21 protein-coding genes are annotated in these 20,723 nt (G+C 67.0%); 11 read left to right on the top strand and 10 right to left on the bottom strand.

Going from position 1 to position 20,723, the window contains the following annotated elements; translation table 11 throughout:
• Window position 1: 1 nt before the first annotated feature.
• Both A5700_RS03010 and A5700_RS03015 read left to right on the top strand, forming a co-directional pair.
• Window positions 2–1,789: a bifunctional diguanylate cyclase/phosphodiesterase gene (locus A5700_RS03010; protein WP_231991364.1), complete on the top strand. Its 1,788-nt coding sequence runs from the start codon at window positions 2–4 to the stop codon at window positions 1,787–1,789.
• 280 nt (window positions 1,790–2,069) lie between these two features.
• A complete protein-coding gene (locus A5700_RS03015; RefSeq protein WP_068074127.1) occupies window positions 2,070–2,543 on the top strand; it encodes a helix-turn-helix domain-containing protein in 474 nt (157 codons plus the stop codon).
• Window positions 2,544–2,905: 362 nt separating this feature from the next.
• On the opposite strand, the gene A5700_RS03020 is transcribed toward A5700_RS03015, so the two are convergent.
• The 4 genes from A5700_RS03020 to A5700_RS03035 form a co-directional block, all read right to left on the bottom strand.
• Window positions 2,906–3,451, bottom strand: coding sequence for a tautomerase family protein (locus A5700_RS03020; RefSeq protein WP_156671049.1), 546 nt, complete (start codon window positions 3,449–3,451; stop codon window positions 2,906–2,908).
• A 248-nt stretch (window positions 3,452–3,699) separates the two neighbouring features.
• Window positions 3,700–4,188 carry a MarR family winged helix-turn-helix transcriptional regulator gene (locus A5700_RS03025; RefSeq protein ID WP_068074123.1) on the bottom strand — a complete coding sequence of 163 codons (489 nt, stop codon included), beginning with the start codon at window positions 4,186–4,188 and terminating at the stop codon, window positions 3,700–3,702.
• Window positions 4,189–4,406: 218 nt separating this feature from the next.
• Window positions 4,407–4,829, bottom strand: a complete 423-nt coding sequence (locus tag A5700_RS03030; RefSeq protein ID WP_068074121.1) for a nuclear transport factor 2 family protein — start codon at window positions 4,827–4,829, stop codon at window positions 4,407–4,409.
• Between the two features lie 115 nt (window positions 4,830–4,944).
• Window positions 4,945–5,679 (bottom strand): SDR family NAD(P)-dependent oxidoreductase, encoded by a 735-nt coding sequence (locus tag A5700_RS03035; protein WP_068074280.1) that lies wholly within the window; start codon window positions 5,677–5,679, stop codon window positions 4,945–4,947.
• Window positions 5,680–5,731: 52 nt separating this feature from the next.
• Here A5700_RS03035 and A5700_RS03040 point away from each other — a divergent pair, with 52 nt between their 5' ends.
• From A5700_RS03040 to A5700_RS03050, 3 genes are all read left to right on the top strand, one after another.
• The gene (locus A5700_RS03040) at window positions 5,732–6,460 is read left to right on the top strand and encodes a TetR/AcrR family transcriptional regulator (protein ID WP_231973916.1); all 729 of its coding nucleotides are present in this window, start codon (window positions 5,732–5,734) and stop codon (window positions 6,458–6,460) included.
• Window positions 6,457–7,053 (top strand): NTP transferase domain-containing protein, encoded by a 597-nt coding sequence (locus tag A5700_RS03045; RefSeq protein ID WP_068074117.1) that lies wholly within the window; start codon window positions 6,457–6,459, stop codon window positions 7,051–7,053. Before A5700_RS03040 ends, A5700_RS03045 begins: the two co-directional genes overlap by 4 nt.
• 90 nt (window positions 7,054–7,143) lie before the next feature.
• Window positions 7,144–8,304, top strand: a complete 1,161-nt coding sequence (locus A5700_RS03050) for an XdhC/CoxI family protein (protein WP_068074278.1) — start codon at window positions 7,144–7,146, stop codon at window positions 8,302–8,304.
• 25 nt (window positions 8,305–8,329) lie between these two features.
• Here the strand turns inward: A5700_RS03050 and A5700_RS03055 are convergent, their stop codons facing one another.
• Complete coding sequence (locus tag A5700_RS03055; protein WP_156671050.1) at window positions 8,330–10,468, bottom strand: molybdopterin cofactor-binding domain-containing protein; 2,139 nt, start codon at window positions 10,466–10,468, stop codon at window positions 8,330–8,332.
• A complete protein-coding gene (locus A5700_RS03060) occupies window positions 10,455–10,937 on the bottom strand; it encodes a (2Fe-2S)-binding protein (protein ID WP_231991366.1) in 483 nt (160 codons plus the stop codon). Before A5700_RS03060 ends, A5700_RS03055 begins: the two co-directional genes overlap by 14 nt.
• Window positions 10,938–11,035: 98 nt before the next feature.
• Between A5700_RS03060 and A5700_RS03065 the strand changes: the two genes are divergently transcribed.
• Genes A5700_RS03065 through A5700_RS03075 form a run of 3 tightly spaced genes read left to right on the top strand, consistent with a single transcriptional unit; the run spans window position 11,036 to window position 14,754 of the window.
• Window positions 11,036–11,608: a (2Fe-2S)-binding protein gene (locus tag A5700_RS03065; RefSeq protein WP_197504138.1), complete on the top strand. Its 573-nt coding sequence runs from the start codon at window positions 11,036–11,038 to the stop codon at window positions 11,606–11,608.
• Window positions 11,609–11,611: 3 nt separating this feature from the next.
• Window positions 11,612–12,589: a xanthine dehydrogenase family protein subunit M gene (locus tag A5700_RS03070; protein WP_068070844.1), complete on the top strand. Its 978-nt coding sequence runs from the start codon at window positions 11,612–11,614 to the stop codon at window positions 12,587–12,589.
• Window positions 12,586–14,754, top strand: a complete 2,169-nt coding sequence (locus A5700_RS03075) for a xanthine dehydrogenase family protein molybdopterin-binding subunit (RefSeq protein WP_068070847.1) — start codon at window positions 12,586–12,588, stop codon at window positions 14,752–14,754. The genes A5700_RS03070 and A5700_RS03075 overlap by 4 nt, the downstream gene beginning before the upstream one ends.
• 121 nt (window positions 14,755–14,875) lie before the next feature.
• Here A5700_RS03075 and A5700_RS03080 read toward each other — a convergent pair whose 3' ends face one another.
• Window positions 14,876–15,454: a TetR/AcrR family transcriptional regulator gene (locus A5700_RS03080; RefSeq protein WP_231973821.1), complete on the bottom strand. Its 579-nt coding sequence runs from the start codon at window positions 15,452–15,454 to the stop codon at window positions 14,876–14,878.
• A 493-nt stretch (window positions 15,455–15,947) separates the two neighbouring features.
• Between A5700_RS03080 and A5700_RS03085 the strand changes: the two genes are divergently transcribed.
• The gene (locus A5700_RS03085; protein WP_068070851.1) at window positions 15,948–16,433 is read left to right on the top strand and encodes a peroxiredoxin family protein; all 486 of its coding nucleotides are present in this window, start codon (window positions 15,948–15,950) and stop codon (window positions 16,431–16,433) included.
• 151 nt (window positions 16,434–16,584) lie between these two features.
• Window positions 16,585–17,712 (top strand): NADH:flavin oxidoreductase, encoded by a 1,128-nt coding sequence (locus A5700_RS03090; protein ID WP_068070868.1) that lies wholly within the window; start codon window positions 16,585–16,587, stop codon window positions 17,710–17,712.
• 47 nt (window positions 17,713–17,759) lie between these two features.
• On the opposite strand, the gene A5700_RS03095 is transcribed toward A5700_RS03090, so the two are convergent.
• Complete coding sequence (locus A5700_RS03095) at window positions 17,760–18,587, bottom strand: DUF1906 domain-containing protein (RefSeq protein WP_068070853.1); 828 nt, start codon at window positions 18,585–18,587, stop codon at window positions 17,760–17,762.
• A 451-nt stretch (window positions 18,588–19,038) separates the two neighbouring features.
• On the opposite strand from A5700_RS03095, the gene A5700_RS03100 reads away from it, so the two are divergent.
• A complete protein-coding gene (locus A5700_RS03100) occupies window positions 19,039–19,281 on the top strand; it encodes a hypothetical protein (protein ID WP_068070855.1) in 243 nt (80 codons plus the stop codon).
• A gap of 118 nt (window positions 19,282–19,399) precedes the next feature.
• On the opposite strand, the gene A5700_RS03105 is transcribed toward A5700_RS03100, so the two are convergent.
• Both A5700_RS03105 and A5700_RS03110 read right to left on the bottom strand, forming a co-directional pair.
• Window positions 19,400–19,816, bottom strand: a complete 417-nt coding sequence (locus tag A5700_RS03105; RefSeq protein ID WP_068070857.1) for a PPOX class F420-dependent oxidoreductase — start codon at window positions 19,814–19,816, stop codon at window positions 19,400–19,402.
• 325 nt (window positions 19,817–20,141) lie between these two features.
• A complete protein-coding gene (locus A5700_RS03110) occupies window positions 20,142–20,600 on the bottom strand; it encodes an MPT63 family protein (protein WP_068070859.1) in 459 nt (152 codons plus the stop codon).
• Between the last annotated feature and the right edge of the window lie 123 nt (window positions 20,601–20,723).

A 20,723-nucleotide genomic window follows, 5' to 3' on the forward strand; every position in this document is an offset into this window, starting at 1 on the left:
CATGCACGGCGCCGCGCTGCCGCGGTCGACCAACGCTCCAGTCGTGGTCGGTATCGCAGCGGTCGAGCTGGTCGTGGTGGTGACCGCTGTTCTCGTGGCCATGTGGTACCCGCTCGATCGGCCGGGGCGGACCAATTACGTGCTGCTCGCGGGAGCGGTCATGACCCTGGCCTCGTCGGACCGCCTGCTGGCCTACCTCCGCAGCGTGGAAGTGACGCGGCTGGACCTCTGGGTCGGCACCGGGTTTGTCCTCGCTCCGCTGCTCATCGCGTGGAGCCTCGCGGATTTCGGTGCCCGACCTGTCGCAGAGTCCGGCGAAGAGACGCCCACCAACTGGGCGCAGCTCACCCTGCCCTACGTCGGGTTCATGGGCAGCACCGCTCTGGTCACATTTCACGAACTCATCGGACGCCGCGTCGACCCCACGTTCATCGGTACCTACGTCGCGATGGCGGTGCTCGTGTCGACCCGGTACTGGGTGGCGATGCGGGTGCAGCGCACGCTCACCAAACAGCTCATCGAGGCAAAACAGCGACTGACCCATCAAGCGCACCACGATGCGCTGACCGACCTGCCCAATCGATTGCTATTGGCTCAGCGGCTGGATGACGCGATACGCGACGGGCCCTTCGTGTTGATCTTCGTCGACATCGACGACTTCAAAGAGGTCAATGACCGATTCGGACATGCCGCCGGTGACGAGTTGCTGTGCGCGGTCAGCGCGCGGCTGCGCAGTTGCCTTCGCGCCGAGGACACACTGGCCCGCATCGGCGGCGACGAATTCGCGATCCTCATCGCCGGTGTCGTGGCGGCGCCCGAGCTGGTCGCCGATCGACTACGAGTGGCGCTTCGCGGCCCCTTCTCGATACACGGCACTTCGGTGCGGGTGCGCGCCAGTATGGGGTTGGTCAGTCCCGCCACCGATGGGGTGCGGCAGACCTCCGACGATCTTCTCCGGCAGGCCGATATCTCGATGTACACCGGAAAGCGGCTAGGCAAGGATACCGCGGTGGTCTACCGGCCGGCGTTCAGCGTAATCGAGGACTTTCCCACCGCGCTCAGGCAGGCGAAAGGTCACGCGCCCCAAGGCTTTAGGCTTCGCTACCAACCGATCGTCGGCCTACCACAGGGCACCCCGGTCGCCGTGGAGGCGCTTGCCCGCTGGACCACTCCCAGCGGGATTCACATTCCTCCCCAAACCTTTGTCTCGCTGGCCGAAGCCAACGGTCTGGGGGCGGAGCTCGACGCGCTGGTGCTCGACCAGGCATGTGCGGATATCCAGGCGTCCGGCCTCGCGGTCGACGTCCATGTCAACATCGGAGCCGCCCGCTTGGGCAGCTCGGACTTGGAACGGCTCATCAGCCGCACCCTGGCCCGCCACGGCCTGTCCCCGCAACGGGTCGTCCTGGAGATCACCGAAACGGTTCCCGTCGTTGATCTCTTCGAGGGTGCGGCGGCGATTCGGCGCCTGAACGATCTGGGCGTCAGGGTGGCTTTGGACGACTTCGGTGCGGGATACAACTCGCTGACGTATCTGCACGAGCTACCGGTTCAAATCGTGAAACTGGACCGCGGATTGGCGATGGGCGTCGAGCCCAGTCGAAATCTCACGCTGTATCGCTCGGTGATGGGACTGTGTAAAGCGCTGGGCCTCAGCGTGATTGCGGAAGGGATCGAAACCGCGGAGCAGGCCCAGACCGTTTTCGCGGCCGGATGTGGGCTCGCGCAAGGCCACCTGTTCGGCCGGGCGACGGAGCTGAGCGAGATTCAGCACCTGCCGCGGCGATAACGGCCGGAATTGCGGCACGTCGAGTCGACGGTGTCGTCCGTCCGGGATGCCTTGCAGCGCTCGCACATACCAGTAGGGCTGATGGGTGGCGTAGCAGCGCAACGCCGGTCGCGCTCGTCGCTCGCCTCAGTCGCCGCCTCGATCTGCGGGTCGGGATGTTCTCGCCATTCGATGGTCCGCTTGGCGATGAAGTGCAGTGCCCTCATGGATTCCTCCGCCGTCGGTGTCGCCGCCACCCGCGTAGCTCGATAGCGATCTTAAACTTAGCTAGACTACCGCCATGGATTTCGATCGTTCACAGTGGAGCGGCGAGAACTGCTCGGCCAAGCGCACGTTGGAGATCGTCGGCGAGAAGTGGACGTTTTTGGTGCTGCGCGAGGCGTATTACGGAGCGCGTCGCTTCGAGCAGTTTCACGCCGGCATCGGATGCGCCCGAAACCTTTTGACCGACCGGCTCAATACGCTGGTTGAACACGGCCTGCTGCAGCGTTCGCCATACCAGGAGCCCGGTGCCCGTCAGCGCAACGAATACCGCCTGACCGAGGCGGGTATCGATCTGTTCCCCGCGCTGGTCGCGCTGATGCAATGGGGCGACCGCTGGGTGGCCGACCCCGAGGGCCCTGCCGTGGAAATCACCCATCGAGACTGCGGCCAACTCGTCAAGGCCGATCTCCGTTGTTCGGCCAACCACACAGGACTGACCGCCCGCGACACCGTTCCCAGGCCGGGGCCGGGCGCGCGGCGTGCGGGTTGACGATCGGGGCGGCCAGCCGTCGCGATCGTCTGCAATGCCGCGGCGACAAATCGTGACTTGGCGGCGCCCCGGCCCGGGACGGCGTCGGATTCTCGACCCGGCGATCTTCATCGTTGGACAACGCGGTCCTTGCGCACTGCCGACGCCGCGGACGCGACGAGGGTCGTCAAATTTCCGTGACCCGGACAGCGCTCGCGCATCACGTTCACCCACATCGATGCCGTCGTCGACGAACTGCGCGTCAACGAGGAGCGCCTCTCAGGGGCCAAAGATGAGCGTCGAGGTAACTGGCGAGAAAGTGCCCTCGCCGCCGGCCAGCTCGCGGGCCGGTCAGCTGTAAACCTGCAGCTGCAGTCGGGAATTCATACCGTGGACGCCTCACCCGACGCCAGCCTCACCGTCGCGCGCGCCTCTTCACGGCGCTGGGTTTCGAGACGCTCTTCGGCCTGTCCGGCCAGGCCGGGGGCAACGTAGCCCACGATGCGTCCGATCGAGAATTGTGCGCCGCCCGCGCCCCAGCTCCCGTCCGGCACCTCGTGGACGAACACCCACACGCGGGCGGCGACGTGCCGCCATTTGCCGTTTTCCGCCGAGGCCACCGCGCGGGTGATGTCGGGGACGATCGACTCGCGAAACGTCATGTCGGCCTGGCCTTCCGGGACGCTGACGTGGAATTTGTAGAACGGTGCCGTCGTCGACTGACCGGCGACGTATGTGTCGGTACGGTGCACGAACAGCCATGCCACTTCCATGGCGCGTGCATGGCTGGCTTTCACCTCCGCCGGATCGTCCATCAGGTCCACGATGCGACGTAACTCGTGGCCGACCATCAGGTCGGTCACCTTGCGCACGAGCTCTTTTTCGGCGTCAGGCTCGAGAGTGTTTGCGGGGATGAAGGCGTCGATCATCGGCATAGTTTGGTCCTCTCGCTCGGTAACCAGTGCGACGCTAACACCCTGAGTAGTTCTTTGCAACTCAGATGTAGGAGGTGCGCCGGCAGCCCTGTCGCGGTGACCGACATCGAACATGTCGAATTCACAACGTTTTCCGAAAAAGCGTCGCTGAGCGTCGGCCCTGCAACTTCCGCCTCGCCGTCGAGCTGCCGCGTCTTTCGCCGCATCCGAGTGGTTCGCCCGGCATCGGCATACCGCCGCGGCTAGCTGCGCTCGGCAATCCGGTCGGTGATGGCCTCGGCCGCTCTGCCGAGCTGCATCAGGTCCGCCTTGGTCAACGGTTCCACCACCAACTCGCGCACCTTGGCGACGTGCACGGGTGCCGCGTCGACGACCCTCTTCATTCCCGCTTTGGTGAGCTCGACGACGCTCACTCTGGCGTCATCAGGACACACTCGCTTTTCTACCAGGTCGTTGCTTTCCAGGCGCCGAATCACGTGCGACAACCGCGACAACGAAGAGTTGGCCCGCGAGGCGAGCTCCGACATCCGCAGTGTCCGTCGGTCGGCCTCGGAGAGATTGGCCAACACGAGGTACTCGAATGTCGTCAATCCGGTGGTGCGCTGCAGATCGCTTTCCAAGGCCGCCGGGAGTTCCATGATGAGCGACAGGATCTGACGCCAAGCCCGCTGTTGATCGTCGTCGAGCCAAACCGGTTCGGGTTGAGGCGGCTTGCGCCGGGGCGGCGTCACCGCAACACCCCGAGGGTTCTCGATCGCTCAACGGTCATCCGCGCCTCCTCCGATCTGGGGGACAGCCTAATCGTCCATCGACCGAACGGGGGACCGATTCCGACCGCCGCGCACGGCGTCCGCCACCCAGTAAGTTGACGTATTCGCCCCCTAGCCTGCCGCCGAGCCCTCCTCGGTGCGGCCGACGTCCATGGTCGGGAAAGTGTTGCGGCGCAACGTCACTGCACGCCCGTCAGCAGCGTCCAAGGCTGCATGCCAAGAACACCCGCAACGCGCCCCTGCATCTCGACGCCGGCGGGTAGCGGTCGCCACCATATCGTTATCTCGCCGATGTTGCCGTCCTCATCGAGCCGGAAGAAGTCCACACCGTCGACTACGGTGTCGTCGATCCGCAGCCGGAACCGGGCGGCGTGGTGCGTCGACCCACTGAGGATCTCCTCGTAGGCGAGATCGGTCGCGACGGTGCTGAGGGCCCGAATAGCGTCCAGCACCGCCTTGCGGCCGGTCAGTGGTTCCGCGTTGAGAGGTCCGGACAGCACGACGTCTCCGGCAAGGAGGCCGGAAAGCGCGTCGCCGCCGCCGCCGTGCATGCAGTCGACGAACGCTTCCACGGTCTCACGGTGGGGGGCCACGGTGGTCATGATTACTCCTTGTCGTCTTCTTTCACTTGCCTCACCCGCGCCGACCTGTTTGGCGGTTCGGTCGGCGATTCGTCAAGTGAGCGGGTCCGACAGCCGGATGCGGGCGGCGCAGCGCTCAGACCGCCGTCGTTCCGCCGTCGACAACCAGCTCCATGCCGTTGACGTAGCTCGAGTCGTCCGAGGCGAGAAACAGCGCGGCAGAGGCGATTTCCTCGGGACGGCCCATCTTGCCGCGTGGGATCAGCGACTCGAACTGCGCCTTCGTCTCCTCGTCGAACAACTCCTCTTGTTTGGCAGTGGCGACCTGACCCGGGGTCAGCACATTGACCCGAATGTTTCTGTCCCGCAACTCCGATACCCACACGCGCGCATAGGCCGGCAGCACGGCCTTACTGGCGGAATACACACTCCAATTGGGATAGCCCCTCAGCGAGGCGTTCGACCCGGTCATGAAGATCGAGCCGCCGTCGTTGAACAACGGCAGCGCCTTCTGGACCGTGAACAGCGTGCCACGTGCGTTCAACCAAAAGGCGGCATGGAAATGCTCCTCGGTGATCTCACCAAGGGCACTCTGCTCGCCCGTCCCGGCACTCGCCCACAGCACATCGATCGCGCCTTTTTCTTGCTTCACCGTGTCGAACAGACGGTCCAGGTCGTCGAGGTCGGCCGCATCACCCTGCACGCCGGTCACGTTGCGACCAATGCGTTCGACCGCTTGGTCTAGCGCGTCCCTCCGGCGACCCGAGATGAACACGTGCGCGCCTTCGTCGACGAACAACTTGGCGCCGGCCAACGCCATACCGGTCGTCGCACCGGTGATCACCGCGACCTTGCCGTCGAGTTTTCCCACGATCACTCCCGTTCCTGTTGCGCTACCACTTGAGTTATGTACACCAATCTGTGTGCTTAGCGTAGAGGGCTGTCACATCAATATCAAGTTATGCACACCGATCAGTACCCAAATGGCCTACGCTGGGTCTATGGCGGAATTGGAGAAGGGGCCTCAAGGCCTGCGGCGCGGCAGGGGAGCGCGAGAGCGCATCCTGAACGCTTCGCGGCAACTGTTTCGCGACCAAGGCATCAACGGCACCGGGCTCGACCAGCTGTGCGCCGTGGCGCAGGTGTCCAAACGCACGTTCTACCAACACTTCACGAGCAAGGACGAGCTGATCGCCGAACACTTACGCCGTTTCGATCCCGATCTGCTGCCCGAGGTGTTCGACCGCGCCGACCTCACACCCCGCGAACGACTCCTCGCCGCTTTCGACATCCACGGGCCCCTGTGTCCGTTCATCGCCGCGGCCGTCGAAATCCACGACCCGGCCCACCCGGCACGGCTGCATGCCCGCGAGTACAAGAAGGCCTTCGCCGCGCGCCTCACCGACACCGCCCGCGAAGCCGGCGCCGCCGACCCCGAGCAGCTTGGTGAACAACTGGCGCTGTTGCTGGATGGCGCCTCGGCACGCAATCGGGTCCTCAACGACGAGACCTTCGCCGCCGCCGCGGCCATCGCGGCCGTCCTCGTCGACAACGCCACCTCGGGTGCCGCGGCCCAGGCCAATGGCGGCGAAAGCGCCTCGGCGGCAGGGCGATCCAGTGCCCGGCGCGGCGGAGAATCCGGCGCACGTTGACACCGAGGACGACCTGGCGGGCCCGCTCGAGATCGGCATCGCCGCGCTGCGTCGGGGTGCTGTTGGCGGCCGGTGCGGGCCGCCGCTACGGCAAGCCGAAGGTACTGGTGCCCGGCTGGCTGGATGCCGCCGTCGGGGCGTTACGCGACGGCGGTTGCACGCAGGTGGTGCTGGTCCTGGGCGCGGCTGAGGTGACGCCACCCCCGGGTGTTACCGCGGTCGTCGCCGAGCACTGGCAGCAAGGATTGAGTGCGTCGGTGCGTGCTGGCCTAGAGCAGGCCGAGCGCTCGGGCGGAGAGTACGCGGTCCTACATGTCATCGACACACCCGACGTCGGCGCGGCTGTAGTGGCGCGGGTGCTGAGCCGAGCGGTGCGGGCCCAAAGTGGGCTGGCACGAGCGTATTTCGATGCGCGTCCCGGGCATCCGGTAGTAGTCGCCCGCCAACACTGGCCCGCTCTGTTGGCTTCGTTGTCCGGGGACTCCGGCGCCGCCGCCTTTCTGCGGGGCCGTACCGATCTCGTCATGGTGCAGTGCGGTGATCTGGCCGACGGTCACGACATCGACGAACCGCATCCGCACCACCCCGGGTAGCCGGGAGGTGGCTGGCTTGCGCGCGGGTCGACGGGTGCTGTCCGCGCGGTCGCGTCCACAGACAGGCCAACTGCGCCTACCGTGGAACGCGTGCAGGACGTGCTTGCGGAGCTGATGGCGATATGGCGGGCGGGCGGCACTGCGGGACTGGCCACCGTGGTACGGACCGAGCACTCGGCGCCCCGACTGCCAGGGGCGTGTTTGTTGGTCGCGCCGGACGGCGCGGTCAGCGGGTCGCTGTCGGGTGGGTGCGTGGAAGGAGCCGTCTATCACTCGGCGGCGGCGGTGGCGCACGACGGGACCGCGCGACTGGAACGCTACGGAGCCGCGACCGGAGATCCGTTCGAAGTGGGATTGACCTGCGGCGGTGCCCTCGACATCTTCATCGAGCCGATATCGCCGGCCACCTTTCCGCATCTGGACCAGCTGGCCGAGCGCCTCGCGACCGACCGCGCAGTCACCGTCGCGACCGTGATCGCTCACCCTGACCCCGCGAGGCTGGGCCGGCGGCTCGTCGTGACCTCCGATTCGATCATCGGAACGCTCGGTTCGCCGCGCGCGGATGCGGCGGCCATCGACGATGCTCGTGCGCTCCTGGCCGTGGACTGCACCGCGATCCGCGAATACGGGCCCGAGGGCCAACGCCCGGGGAGCGGCATGCAGGTTTTCCTGTCCAGCGCCGCGCCGCGGCCGCGCATGCTGATCTTCGGTTCGACCGACTTCGCCGCGGCGCTGGCGCAGCAGGGTCGTCTACTGGGTTACCGGGTGACGGTGTGCGATGCCCGCCCGGTGTTCGCCACGACGGCCCGGTTCCCCGACGCGCAAGAGGTAGTAATTGATTGGCCGCACCGCTACCTGGCAGAACAGGTGGCGCGCGGGGCCATCGACGCGCGCACCGTGATCTGCGTCCTCACTCACGACGCCGAGTTCGATGTTCCGGTGCTGCAGATCGCGCTGCGCCTCGACGCGGTGGGATATGTGGGGGCAATGGGATCGCGCCCAACGCATCACGAACGGATGGTCCGGCTGCGAGCGGCAGGACTGACCGACGGTGAGCTGGCCGGTTTGTCCAGCCCGCTGGGACTCGACATCGGCGCCCGGACCCCGCAGGAGACCGCGGTGTCAATTGCCGCCGACATCATCGGCCGCCGCTACGGCGGAGGCGGCAGGCCGCTGACCGGTTTGGCCGGGCGAATTCACCATGACCACCCGGTCGGCGATCATCCCGAAACCAGCGGGACGCGGCCCTGACCCGGGTGCCTGCCGCGCCGCTTCGCTAGGTGGGCATCGCCGCGATCAGCTGCTCGGTGGTCAGCGGCAGAGTGCGCACCCGGACGCCCAGCGCGTCGTAGACAGCGTTACCGATCGCCGCCGCGGTGGGGCCCTGCGCGCATTCTCCCACCCCCAGCGGGGGATTGCCTTGTGCGGCAACCAGTTCTACGTCCGTAGCGGGCACTTCGGAGAAGCGCAAGATCGGGTACGTCTCCCAGGTGGTGCTGGTGACCCGTAGTCGATCGAAGCGAACGCGCTCCTTGAGCGTCCAGCTGGTAGCTTGAATCGCGCCGCCTTCGATCTGGTTCGCCGCGCCGTCGGGGTTGATGACCAGCCCGGCGTCCACCACCAGGGTCAGCCGGCGAACGCGGACCTCGGCGACGGCGTGCACTTCGGCGATCACCGCGCAGTAGGCAGACGAATTTTTGTAGCGCGCATAGCCGATACCGTGCCCCACCGAGTCCTTGCGCGTGCGCTGCGCCCACCCGGCACGGCGCGCCGCACGCTCCAGCACCGCCCGCCCGCGCGCGTCGGACAGGTGGGCCAACCGGAATTCCAGGGGGTCGCGCCCGGCGGCAGCGGCCAGCTCGTCCAAGAAAGACTCGGCGGCGAAGACGTTGAGGTGCGCACCCAGCGATCGCAGCGCCGAGGTCCGCAGCGGCATGACGTTGACCAGGTGGTTGACCACCCGGTAGGCGGGAAAGTCGTAGCCCGGCAATGCGTTACGGCCGGCCCCGCCCCCCGACTCCGGGGGCGGCTCACCGCCGGCGCGAATCGGTTGCCCCCCGGTCAGGTGGGCGGCAGCCAGCAGCGCATTGGTTTCCGTGGTGCCGGGCCGGCCCATGTAACTGCCGCTGAAAATCTCGTGGCGCCAGGCCAGTACCTCGCCCGCCGCCCCGCAATCGGCGCTGAGCTCGACGAGCCCGGCCGGACCCACAGGCGCCCAACCGAGTTCGTCCGGCCGGGACCAGACCACCTGGACCGGCCGCCCGGGCACGGCGCGGGCCAGCAGCGCGGCGTCCAGCGCGGCGTCGTCAGCGCCGTTATGCCCGTAACAGCCCGCGCCTTCCACGTGCCGGACCACCACCCGGTCGAGATCGATGCCGAGCGCGGCCGCCAATTCCCGGTGCAACTGGTGCACGCCCTGGCTGTGCGACCACACCTCCAGGCGCCCGTCGGGATGGGCGAGCGCGACCGCCGCCGACGGGCCCAGCGACCCATGGGACAAATACGGGCGGTGGTAGCTGGCCGAATGGGTCCGCGCCGGCCGGGGAGCCGAGGCCGGATCCGCCAAGCCGCGATCGCCGAGCACCGTCGTGTCGGCCGGCGCCGACCGCAAGAAACCGGGCAGGTCCGCCTCGTCGGGCAGGGTGGGGCACTCCCGCCAGTCGGCGTCACCGGCAAGCCGGTCGCGAGCGCGCAGCGCAATCTCTTCCTGCTCGGCAACGACTCCCACGAAGTCGCCGTTGCGCACCACCGCGACGACACCGCGCAGGCCCCGGGTCGGGTCGAGCTCGACGTCGCGCAGCCGCGCCCCGGGCGACGGCGGGCGCAGGACTCGGCCGTAAAGCTGCCCGGGCAAGGCCAGGTCGTGCAAGAAACGCGGCGCGCCGGTCAGCTTCTCGGGCAAGTCCAGGCGCGCGGCGTTGCTACCGACCAGCGTGTAGTCCCCTTCGGCCTTCGGGCGCGCCTGCCCGGTAACCTCGCGGTCCAGCAGGGTGTCGTCGGCCAGGTCCCAGTAGCTGATGCCGGATCGGCGGGGCTCCGCGCGCCGCCGGATCACGCCGTCGAGCACCTCCAATTCTTCGGCTGCGACGGCGAGCTTGTCCGCAGCGGCGTGCACATAGATGGCCCGCACCTCGGCGCACACCTGACGCAACGCCGCCCCGGACTGCTGAATGGAACGGCTGCCTGCCGTGAACCCCTCGTCGGGGCTGACGTCCGTGGCCGTGGCGAGCATCCGCACTCGGGTCAGGTTGATATCGAGTTCCTCGGCGACGATTTGCGCCAGCGCTGTCAGCACGCCTTGGCCCAATTCGACTTTGCCCGAACGCACCTCGACCACGCCGTCGGCGCGAATGCGAATCCAGCGGCCCAGGGCGGGGTTCGCGGCCAGGGAGGGTGGCAGCTCAGTGGTTGACATCATCGGCCCCGGTGGCAGGCCCGCGCATATCGGCGGCGGCCCGAAGAATGGCGCGCACCACTCGGTTGTGTGAACCGCATCGGCACAAGGTGGGATCGAGGGCGGTGCGCACCTGCTCCTCGGTGGGGTCGGGGTTATCCGCCAGCAGTGCCGCCGCGGCGATCACGATGCCCGACATGCAGTACCCGCATTGGGCGGCTTGCCCCGCAATGAGGGCCCGGACCACCGGGTGCGGGCGGTCGCCGTCGTTGAGCCCCTCGACGGTCTGTACGGCCTTCTCTGCCACCGCCCACAGCGGTGTTTGGCAGGAATAGGTCGGCTTGCCGTCGACCAGCACAAAACACGCCCCGCACAGGCTCAACCCGCAGCCGAACCGGGTGCCCTTGAGGCCGAGATGGTTGCGCAGCACATAGAGCAGCGGGGTGTCGGCGTCAGCGTGGACAGCGTGGGACTGCCCGTTGACGGTCAACGCTCGTGCCGTCGCCGGCTGTAGGTCGGTCATCCTTCCAGCATCCTCTGCCGGTGCTGGATCCGCTCTACAGTGGTGAAGTGGAATTCAGTCGCGGCATGCACGTCACACGCAGAACATTCGTGGGGGGCGCGCTGGCGGTCGGGGGAGCGGTGGCTGCCGGACCGGGCGTCGACGCCACCGAGCGCCCTCATTCCGCGCCGCACAGTGACGCGGTGGTGCGGGCTTGGGTCAACGGCGAACAGCGGGAGGTCCCCGTGGACAACCGCACGTCGTTGCTGGACATGCTGCGTGAGCGGGCGGGGCTGACAGGGACCAAGAAGGGATGCGACCAGGGTGCGTGCGGTGCATGTACGGTGCTGGTCGACGGTCGCCGGATCAACTCGTGCCTGACCCTGGCCGTCATGCATGACGGGGCGCACATCACCACCATCGAAGGCTTGGCGGGCGGCGGCACGCTGCATCCTTTGCAGCAGGCCTTCATCGACGAGGACGCGTTTCAATGCGGCTACTGCACGCCCGGCCAGATCATGTCCGGGGTAGCCTGCATCGCCGAAGGACACACCGGGTCGGCGGCGGAGATCCGAGAATGGATGAGCGGCAATATCTGTCGCTGCGGCGCCTACACGAACATCGTCAACGCCGTGGCGACGGCGGCGCGGAAAGTCTAGCCCGTGCAGACGTTCGCCTACAGCAAGGCCACCGACGAGCAAGCGGCGCTGCGCGCAGGCGCGGCCGGTGCCCGTTACCTCGCCGGCGGCACCACGCTGGTCGACTTGATGCGCGAGACGGTGGAACGGCCGAAGGCGTTGATTGACATCAACGCATTGCCGTACACCGGCATTGAGGTGGGCCCGACGCTGCTGCGGGTGGGATCGTTGGTGCGGATGGCGGATCTGGCCGCCCATCCCGCGGTGCGCCAACGGGTCCCGATGATCACCGAGGCATTGGAGTTGAGCGCCTCGGCGCAGCTGCGCAACATGGCCAGCATCGGCGGTAACTTGTTGCAGCGCACCCGCTGTCTGTACTTCCGCGACGTGTCCGCGCCCTGTAATCGGCGCACGCCAGGTGCGGGCTGCGGGGCGATCGACGGGCGCAACCGCACCCACGCGATCCTTGGCACCAGTGGCGCCTGCGTGGCGACGCACCCGTCGGACCTGGCGGTGGCGCTGCGGGCGCTCGATGCGGTGGTCGTGGCCCGCGACACCACCGGTGAGCGGCGGATCCCGGTGGCCGAACTGTTCCGCCCACCCGCCGACAGCCCGCATCGCGAATTCACCTTGCGCCCCGGCGAGTTGATCGTCGGCATCGAGGTTCCGCTGGGCTCCGAGGTCCGACGCTGTGGCTACCTGAAGGTGCGGGATCGGCAGTCCTATGAGTTCGCCTTATCCTCGGCCGCGGTGGCGCTCGACATCGACGCCGGGGTCATTCGCTCCGCCCGGGTGGCCGTCGGGGGAGTAGGGACCGTGCCGTGGCGACTACCCGCGGTGGAGGCGGCTCTGCGGGGTCGCAGGCCCGACGCAGCCGCCTTCACCGAGGCGGCAGCGCTGGCCGCGGACGGCGCAACTCCGTTGCGTGACAACGGCTTCAAAGTTGAACTCCTCAAGCGCACCGTCGCGCGGCAGCTGTCCGCGGTGGCGGCGCTGCCATGACGGGCCCGCTGCCGGCCGCATTGCCGGTCACCGGCCAACCCGTCACCCGGGTCGACGGTCAGCTCAAGGTCACCGGGAAGGCCACATACGCCGCCGACAACCCCATCGCGGACCTTACCTACGCGGCGTTGGTGTGCAGCGCCGCGGCCGGCGGCGCCTCAGTGCAGGTGAGTGGGGAGGAGGCACGCCGCGCGGCGGGCGTCGTCGCCGTGCTCACCGAATTCCTCGGTCTGCGATTGCCGTTCGACCCGGCGCGGGCGGCATTCTTCGGTCAGCCCGTCGCTGTCGTGATCGCCGCCACCGCCGAAACCGCTTCGCACGCGGCATCTTTGGTGGAAGTCCGCTACTCCAGCCCGCCGGTGCAGGTCGCCATCGACGCGCCCCGAGCGCTGCCCCAGCCCGGGCACACCAATCGTGACTATTCGCGCGGGGATGCCGAGGCCGCGCTGCGACGCGCACCGGTGGTCACCGACTTGCAGTTCGCGATCGCCCGCAACAACCACAACCCGATGGAACTGCCCGCCACGATCGCCCGGTGGGATGACGATCGGCTGACGTTGTGGGACAAGGTGCAAAGTATCGGTTCGGCACGGCAGGCCTACGCCACCGCGCTGGGTATCACCGCCGACCACGTCCGAGTGATCTCGCCGTTTGTCGGCGGCGCGTTCGGCAGCGCCGGCCAGACCTGGCCGCACCAAATACTGGCCGCTTACGCGGCCCGCCGGGTGGGACGACCCGTCAAGCTGGTGTTGTCGCGCAAGCAGATGTACAGCGGCATCGGATACCGGCCGACCAGCCGGCAGCGGCTGGCGTTGGGCGCCGAGCAGTCGGGGCGACTCACCGCGCTTGTGCACGAAGGGCGCACGGAGACGGCCCGCTACGGCATCTACGAAGACGGATTGGTCGGTAACCCGCGATTCATGTATCGCGTCCCTGACGTGCGGTCGACGTATCGCGTGGTGCCACTGGATGTCAATCTCCCCACTTACATGCGAGGCCCCGGCGCGGTCACCGGGACGTTCGCGCTGGAATCCGCGATGGACGATCTCGCGCACCGGCTGCGGATGGATCCGATCGAGCTGAGGCTGCGCAACGAGCCCGACGTCGACCAGACCAGCGGCACACCGTTCTCCACCCGTCGGCTCGGCGACTGCCTGCGGGCGGGTTCCGCAACCTTTGGCTGGTCACGGCGCAACCCGACGCCCGGCGCCACCCGCGACGGTGATGTACTCGTCGGTCTCGGCGTAGCCGCGGCCGCCTACCACACCCAGCGCTCCGAATGCGCAGCGCGGGCGACCCTACTCGCCGACGGCAGCGCCGACATCGCCAGCGCCACCAGCGATATGGGACCCGGCACCTACACATCGATGACGCAGGTGGGCGCCGACGCGCTGGGCTTGCCGCTGCACCGCGTGCGGTTCAGCCTGGGCGACAGCACGCTGCCGCCGGCGCCGTCGCACTCGGGATCACGCACCATGGCCAGTGTCGGCTCGGCCGTCCACACTGCCGCCACGATGTTGCGTGACAAGCTGATTCGGATCGCTGTCACGGATCCGCAGTCGCCCCTGCACGGGTTGAGCCCGGCCGCCGTCAACGTCGTCGACGGATTCATGTCGTCGAGCGCGGCCCCCGACCGGGGTGAGTCGTACCATGACCTGCTACGGCGCAGGGGCTGGCGCACAGCGGAATCCGAACAGACATGGACTCCCGATGACGCCGACAAGCGTTATTCGATGTACGCCTACGGCGCGGTGTTCGCCGAAGTGGCGGTGGACCCGGAACTGCCCGTGGTGCGGATCAGGAGGGTTTACGCGTGTTATGACGCGGGCCGCGTGATCAACCCGAAGCTCGCACACAGCCAGGCCATTGGCGGCATGGTGGGCGGGATCGGGATGGCGTTACTGGAGGCCACCGAGCTGGACGACCGCGACGGGCGGATCGTCAACGCCAACCTGGCCGATTACCTGGTCCCGGTCAATGCCGACATCGCGGCCCTGGACGCGTCCTTTTTGCCCGCCGAGGACACCATCGCCGATCCGATCGGGGTGAAAGGTCTAGGTGAACTGGTGATCGTCGGCGTACCGGCCGCGATCGCCAACGCGGTGTTCAACGCCACCGGCAAGCGCATCACCGACCTGCCCATCACCGTCGACAAGCTGCTGTGAACGTGCCGCGTCGCGGCCCGAGGGTCGCGGTGTGCACGTCGAGCGATGTGCGCCGGCACCCGGACACCCATGGCCACCGCTCACCGTGGTAGACGCGAAAGTCCTCTTAACAGAACCGATGTCAGCGTCGTGCCTGTTGACTCGAGCCGCCCCGGTACCCGGCCACGTGTCCGAGCGCCATGTCGAGAGCGAGTTCGAGTGGGCGGGCGCTGCGCGTGGTCTGCGCCATGAGCAGGCCACCCTGGAGCGCGGTCATCATGGTCAAGGCGAGTTCGTCCACGTCGGGCTCTGCGGCGAACTCACCGTTGTCGCGCATGGCCGCGAAGCCGGTGGACAAATACGCTTGCCATGCCGCGAACGAACGCTCGAGCTCGCGTCGCGCGGACTCGGAGCGGTCGGCCAGTTCGCCGACGAGCGAGCCGAGGGGACAGCCGCCAATACCCTGCGTCTCGCGGACCATCGTGATCAGATGATCACACCAGCGCTGCAGCCCATCCCATGACGAAAGCTGACTGAGCATCGGCTCCTGGGCGGCGATCACGGCGCCCAATTGCGACTTGATGACGTCGCCGACCAAGGCGTCCTTATTGGCGAAGTAGTGATACAGCTGGGACCTGCTGGTGGCGGTGGCGGTCATGACCGACTCCAGGCTCGTGCCCGCAACGCCGTGTTCCCGGATCAGGGCGGCCGCGGCGGCCACGATGCGAGCCTTGGTGGCGGCGCCGCGCGCCGTCAGCTGGGCGGAAGGCCGGTCATCTCTAGACGCCACCGCCGAAACCTATCGGAATTGGACCTGTCAATCCAGATTCGTCACGCCTAGGGGCGGGCAAACCCGTGACCGGCGTCGCAGCCCGTCCGCGCCGAGACAAGTGACGGCCACAGTCGAGGACAACGATCGCGTCGCGGCCGGGCGAACGCAGTTTTTGTGACCCTATCGAGGTATCCCGCGAAATCCCTGACGTGAGCGCTCGTTTGACGGCGAGGCCAAGGTTGGTCGGCCCGGCGTTGCCGTGCGGCGCGCGGGGATGAACGAAAACGCATCCCGATCGGGGCCATGCCCGACAGGTCGGCTCCGTCCCACCCCGCGTGTGACGCCACGGCCGCGGCACGCCCGAACTGGGATTGCCAGTCCAGTTTGGTCTCATCATGATGACCGGGTACAAGTCACCGAACCGCCGTGGAAGAGGACGCCGATGTCGCGACTGCACTTTGGCCAGCCGTTCCCCCCGCTCGACGTTCCCGCCGTCGGCGGCGGCACGATCTCCCTGCCCGGCGACCTCGCCGGCTCCTATGGGGTGGTCCTGATCTATCGCGGGTCCTGGTGTCCGTACTGCAACGCCCAACTCAGCGCCTTCTCCCGTGGCAGTGACGCCCTGAGCGAGGTCAATGCGAAAGTTGTCGCCCTCTCGGTCGACGATGAGGAAACGTCCGCCGCGCTTGTCGCCAAGCGCGGCCTGCGCTTCCCGGTCGGCCACAGTGCCGATGCCGACAAGGTCGCCGCGACGACGGGTGCCTACGTCAACGACAACCCGCACTATCTGCAATCGACCGGATTCATCCTGGCACCCGACGGGACGGTGCGGCTCGCCGTATACTCCAGCGGCGCCATTGGCCGTTTGGTGGTCGACGATGTGGTCGGCTTCCTCCGCTATCTGAGCGAGCACCCGGACGCCCGATGAGCCGGCTAGCATGCTGTGGCTCGCCGCGGCCCGCGCCGGCGCGCACCACGCCGGGGGACAGTGCGCAGGGGCCCAACGCATGTCGGTAACCGAGCCGCCCAGGACGCCCGTTTCCGCTCGCCAATCCCAGTCGGCGACCACAATGAATTCGATGTCGCATTCAGAGCCTTCCCGGTTTCAGGCCCTTTTCGAGGCGACATCCATCGGCAGGGTTGACCTGTCCAACCGCATCGCGTTGGCACCGATGACGCGAGTGAGCGCAACCGCCGACGGTCTCGCCACCGATCGAATCGGCCGGTATTACCGAGTTTTCGCCGACGGCGGATTCGCCCTATTGATCACCGAAGGTCTGTACATCGACGGCCAGACCAGCCAGGGCTACCTCTTCCAACCGGGCATCGCGAACAACGCGCATGTCGCCGCGTGGGAACCAGTTGTCGCCGGCGTGCATGCCGCTGGCGGGAAGTTCTTTGCCCAACTGATGCATGCCGGCAGCCAGTCACAAGGCAACCCCCGCACCGCGACGACGTGGGGGCCTTCGGCAGTGCGGCCCAAGGGCGAACAGCTGGCCATGTACCGAGGTTCGGGCCCGTTTCCAATTCCTGAAGTGATGACCGCTCAGCACATCGATCAAGTCCGAGCGGCTTTCGTCAGTGCCGCCCGGTTGGCGCGCGACGCGGGGTTCGATGGTGTGGAGATCCATGGCGCCAACGGGTACTTGCTCGACGCGTTCCTCACCGCCTACATGAACACCCGCACCGACGCCTACGGGGGCAGCGTCGCCAACCGCGTCCGGCTCATCACCGAGGTCTGCGGTGACGTCGCCGCGGCGGTCGGTCAAGACGTCGCGGTCGGTGTTCGGATTTCGCAAGGCAAGGTGTCGGATAACGGGCACCGCTGGGCGGGCCGCGAGGATGACGCTGCCACCATATTCACCGCGCTGGCCAACACCGGCATCGACTATGTTCACACCACCGAATATCGGGCTCTGGCACCGGCATTCGACAACGACAGCGCACCGTTGGCCGCGTTGGCCAAGCGATACAGCGGCCTGACGATCATCGCCAACGGGCACCTCGACGACCCTGCCGACGCCGCCGCGATCGTCGGCTCCGGCACCGCCGACGTCGTCGCACTCGCCAAGCCAGCCCTGGCCAACCGCGATTGGCCACGCCGCGTGCGAACGGGTCAACCGCTGTCGCCCGACCTGCCCGCCGACCTGTTCGGACCCGTCGCGACCGTCAAAGATTGGGAAGTCGCCGGCCCGCAACAATCGTGAAGGCCACCTGTCGGGCGCGCCGCACACCGTCCGCGCGAACGCGCCGCCTAGAGCTGGTTGGCGTTCGGACCGCTACCGCCATGCAGGTTCCACTGGCCGCAATCCGGGGCCAGAACGTCGTTGACATCGACGGCGAGTCCGCCGACAAGCGGACCGGGATTGGAAGCGGTACTGACGATGCGCTGGTAGAGAACGGCGGCAGGGTCTACCTGGTTGCCCGACCAGGCGCGAGTTTGCCAAGCCCACCGCCGGCCGGCCGTGCTCGACGAGCCGATAACACCGTCGGCGGCGGCCCACTGGCAGACGTTGATGCCTCCGTATACCCCGGTGCGCTGGACTCCGAGGACCGAGTTGATCCCGCGAAACCATTGCAGTGCAACACGATTCCATGTATCGCGGTTGATGTCCTCGTCGATGGTGAAGAAGATTGGCGCGCTCTGCCCGCCCCCCGCGGCGGTATGCAGTTGCCAGGCGGTGCGCGCGTCCGCGACGCCACCGGCGTAGCCTCGCGTGAAGTCCGACGGCGCCGACGCACCTGGCTTGCCATATTGGTAATTGCTGACGATCACCAAGCCCGCGTTCGCCAGTGACTCGGCGTAGGACCGCGTGATGGGCTTGGCACCGAATGACGCGCCGGGGCGAGACGTGGAAACGTAGTTGATGACCCCGCTATAGCCTGCGGCCCGGATAGCCTGCGCCGGGATTTGACGCGCGGCGAAGTCGATCAGCCGGGGTGGGGCAGCGGTCGCCGTGGGCATGCCACAGGCCACAGCGGCGGCGCCCACACCGGCCAACGCGGTGGCGTAGCGCAACGCGTCACGCCGGGAAATCGTACGCCGTAGCCCATGGCTGGCCGCCGGGGGCAAAGTGTGCATCGCGCGATGTTAACGATGTGACTTCGATTGCGGGAACCCCTTGGCTGCCTTGAACTCCGTTGCGTTTGCAAATGGATACCCAGCGGTGACCGCGGCGCGATCGGCATTTCAGCTGTCGCAGAAGTCATTCCCGCGGGTGGCAAGTGCGGCCAACGAGCGCCCGAATATGCGCACAATGACGCACGTCGCGGCAGCAACCGTGGGTACATTCAGACCAGCGATCGCCGTCGTAACCCGTACCACCCTGTGGCGCAACGACATCGCGGAAGCCGGGCGACGAGCAGGGGACTCCGCAGACACGCCGCCCGGCTGATTCCGTGGCCAACCGGAAAGCACAATGTGCTGTGACCGTTAGAAATCGTTACCGCAACCGTGATATGCGCGCTCTTATCATGGGATTCGAACGATCGACTCGACGTTGTTCGGCATCTCGGAAGCCAAGGGGGCTGGTATGACGACCGCAATCGCCGCGCGCGAGACCGTCGAGAACTACCCGGCCCAGGCACATGACGACGTCACGCTGGCGGTCGCGATGTTGAACGCGGTCGCGGGTCGAGAGGCCACGGCCACCGACGTCCAGCCGCGCTGGCGAGCCACGGAAGAAGAGATCTTGCGTGCGGCGATCACGGTCATATTGGTAGCGCTCATGGCGGTGATCGGCGTCGCCGCGAGCGCAATCCTGACTATGGGTTAGCAGCCGGCCCTTTCGCTCGGGGATCGGGTTACTCGCTCAGTCCTGAGCGACTAGATAGCAGCGCGTGCTCGACGGACCACCCAGCATCCTTGGCCGCGGCCGGGCATCGACCGCCGACTCAAGCCTGGTCGTTGTTTTTGTACGCACCCCAGCCATGGACTCGGTCAATCTCAATCAGAGCGCTGACGCGTGCCCGATCTCGGCGCGGGTAGGGCTGTCCCCGATAGTGCCGAGACACCGCATCGATATCGGCCATGCCTTCGTCGTCATAGATATCGACGACCCGGCCGATGAGGGTGATGTGGGTGTACCAGTCGGCTTCGTCGAGCACGGTGAGCGACACCTTCGGGTTTTTCCGTATGTGCTGCAACCGCTTTCGGCCGGTGTCCATGTTGACCAGGATGTGGTCGTCGCGCAACAGGTACCACGTTGCGGCCGAGACCGGTTGTCCGTCACTGCGGATCGTGCTGATCACGGACGGATTGGGTTTAGCCAGCATCGCTTTTTCAGCATCGGTCAATATCTGTGCTGACATTGTCGCGTTCTCCTTCGCGTCAGGCCGTTGAGGTCCAGCAGCGCTTCGTGCCTGCCACCGGCATTCCTCCGTTGCCCATACTTGCCGAGCCACCTGCGCTCGCCGCGGCCGGGCTACCTGGCGCACCAGACGGGCGGGGCGGCGCGCAGTTGTTTCAGCGAGCGCGACCAGGACTCGGCCCCCAACGTGGGTAGCCGCTTTGACCGGCGGCTACCGATCCAGCGCAATTATTGACACTGGCGAATTTAGTGGCGGTTCACCTACGGCAAGGTGCCGCCCTTACCAGGTGCTAATTGATTCCCGGAGAAAGTGGGGATGCGGCGAATTACGGGGCCTTCCACACCACCTTGTCCGACCCTCCGGCGTCCCGGTAGACGACGCTGTCGGGGCTCGTCCCGTTACGGACATCGAAGTAAAGGCGCCCGGTCACGGGGGTGCCCAAGGGAAGTGGACCCTCAGGGAGGCCGTCGGTTTGGTTACCCTTCAACACCGCGAACGTGGAGCTGTTGACGGCCCGGGCGTTGAAGTCGGCGATGTTGGGAGTCGCGTTCCCGCTCACACCTTTGGCCGTGACGTCGGAGTACCACACGCCGTCGTTGTGGCCGCTGGGTTGCAAGTTGCTCACGGTGTAGTCGATCGTGCCGCCCAGGCTCGAGATCTCTGCCATCTGGCCGAATTGCAGCACTTGCGGGTCGGCGAAAGCCGGCGCCGCCGGCACGATTGCGGCCGCCGCCAGTACGGCTGTCGCGGCCGTCGTTTTCCATGCGATGTGTGAGAACGCCACGGTGAGCTCCCTTCGTGATGCGCTGGCCGTCCGAGAGCGGCAGCTGACTACAACTTGAGTTCTATCCAAAGGACGGCTTTTCAAAACCCAACTTGGCTCGCGCACCGTTCAACGAAGGCGCAT

This window comes from Mycobacterium sp. E1214 (assembly GCF_001666755.1).
In the GTDB taxonomy this organism is placed as follows: domain Bacteria; phylum Actinomycetota; class Actinomycetes; order Mycobacteriales; family Mycobacteriaceae; genus Mycobacterium.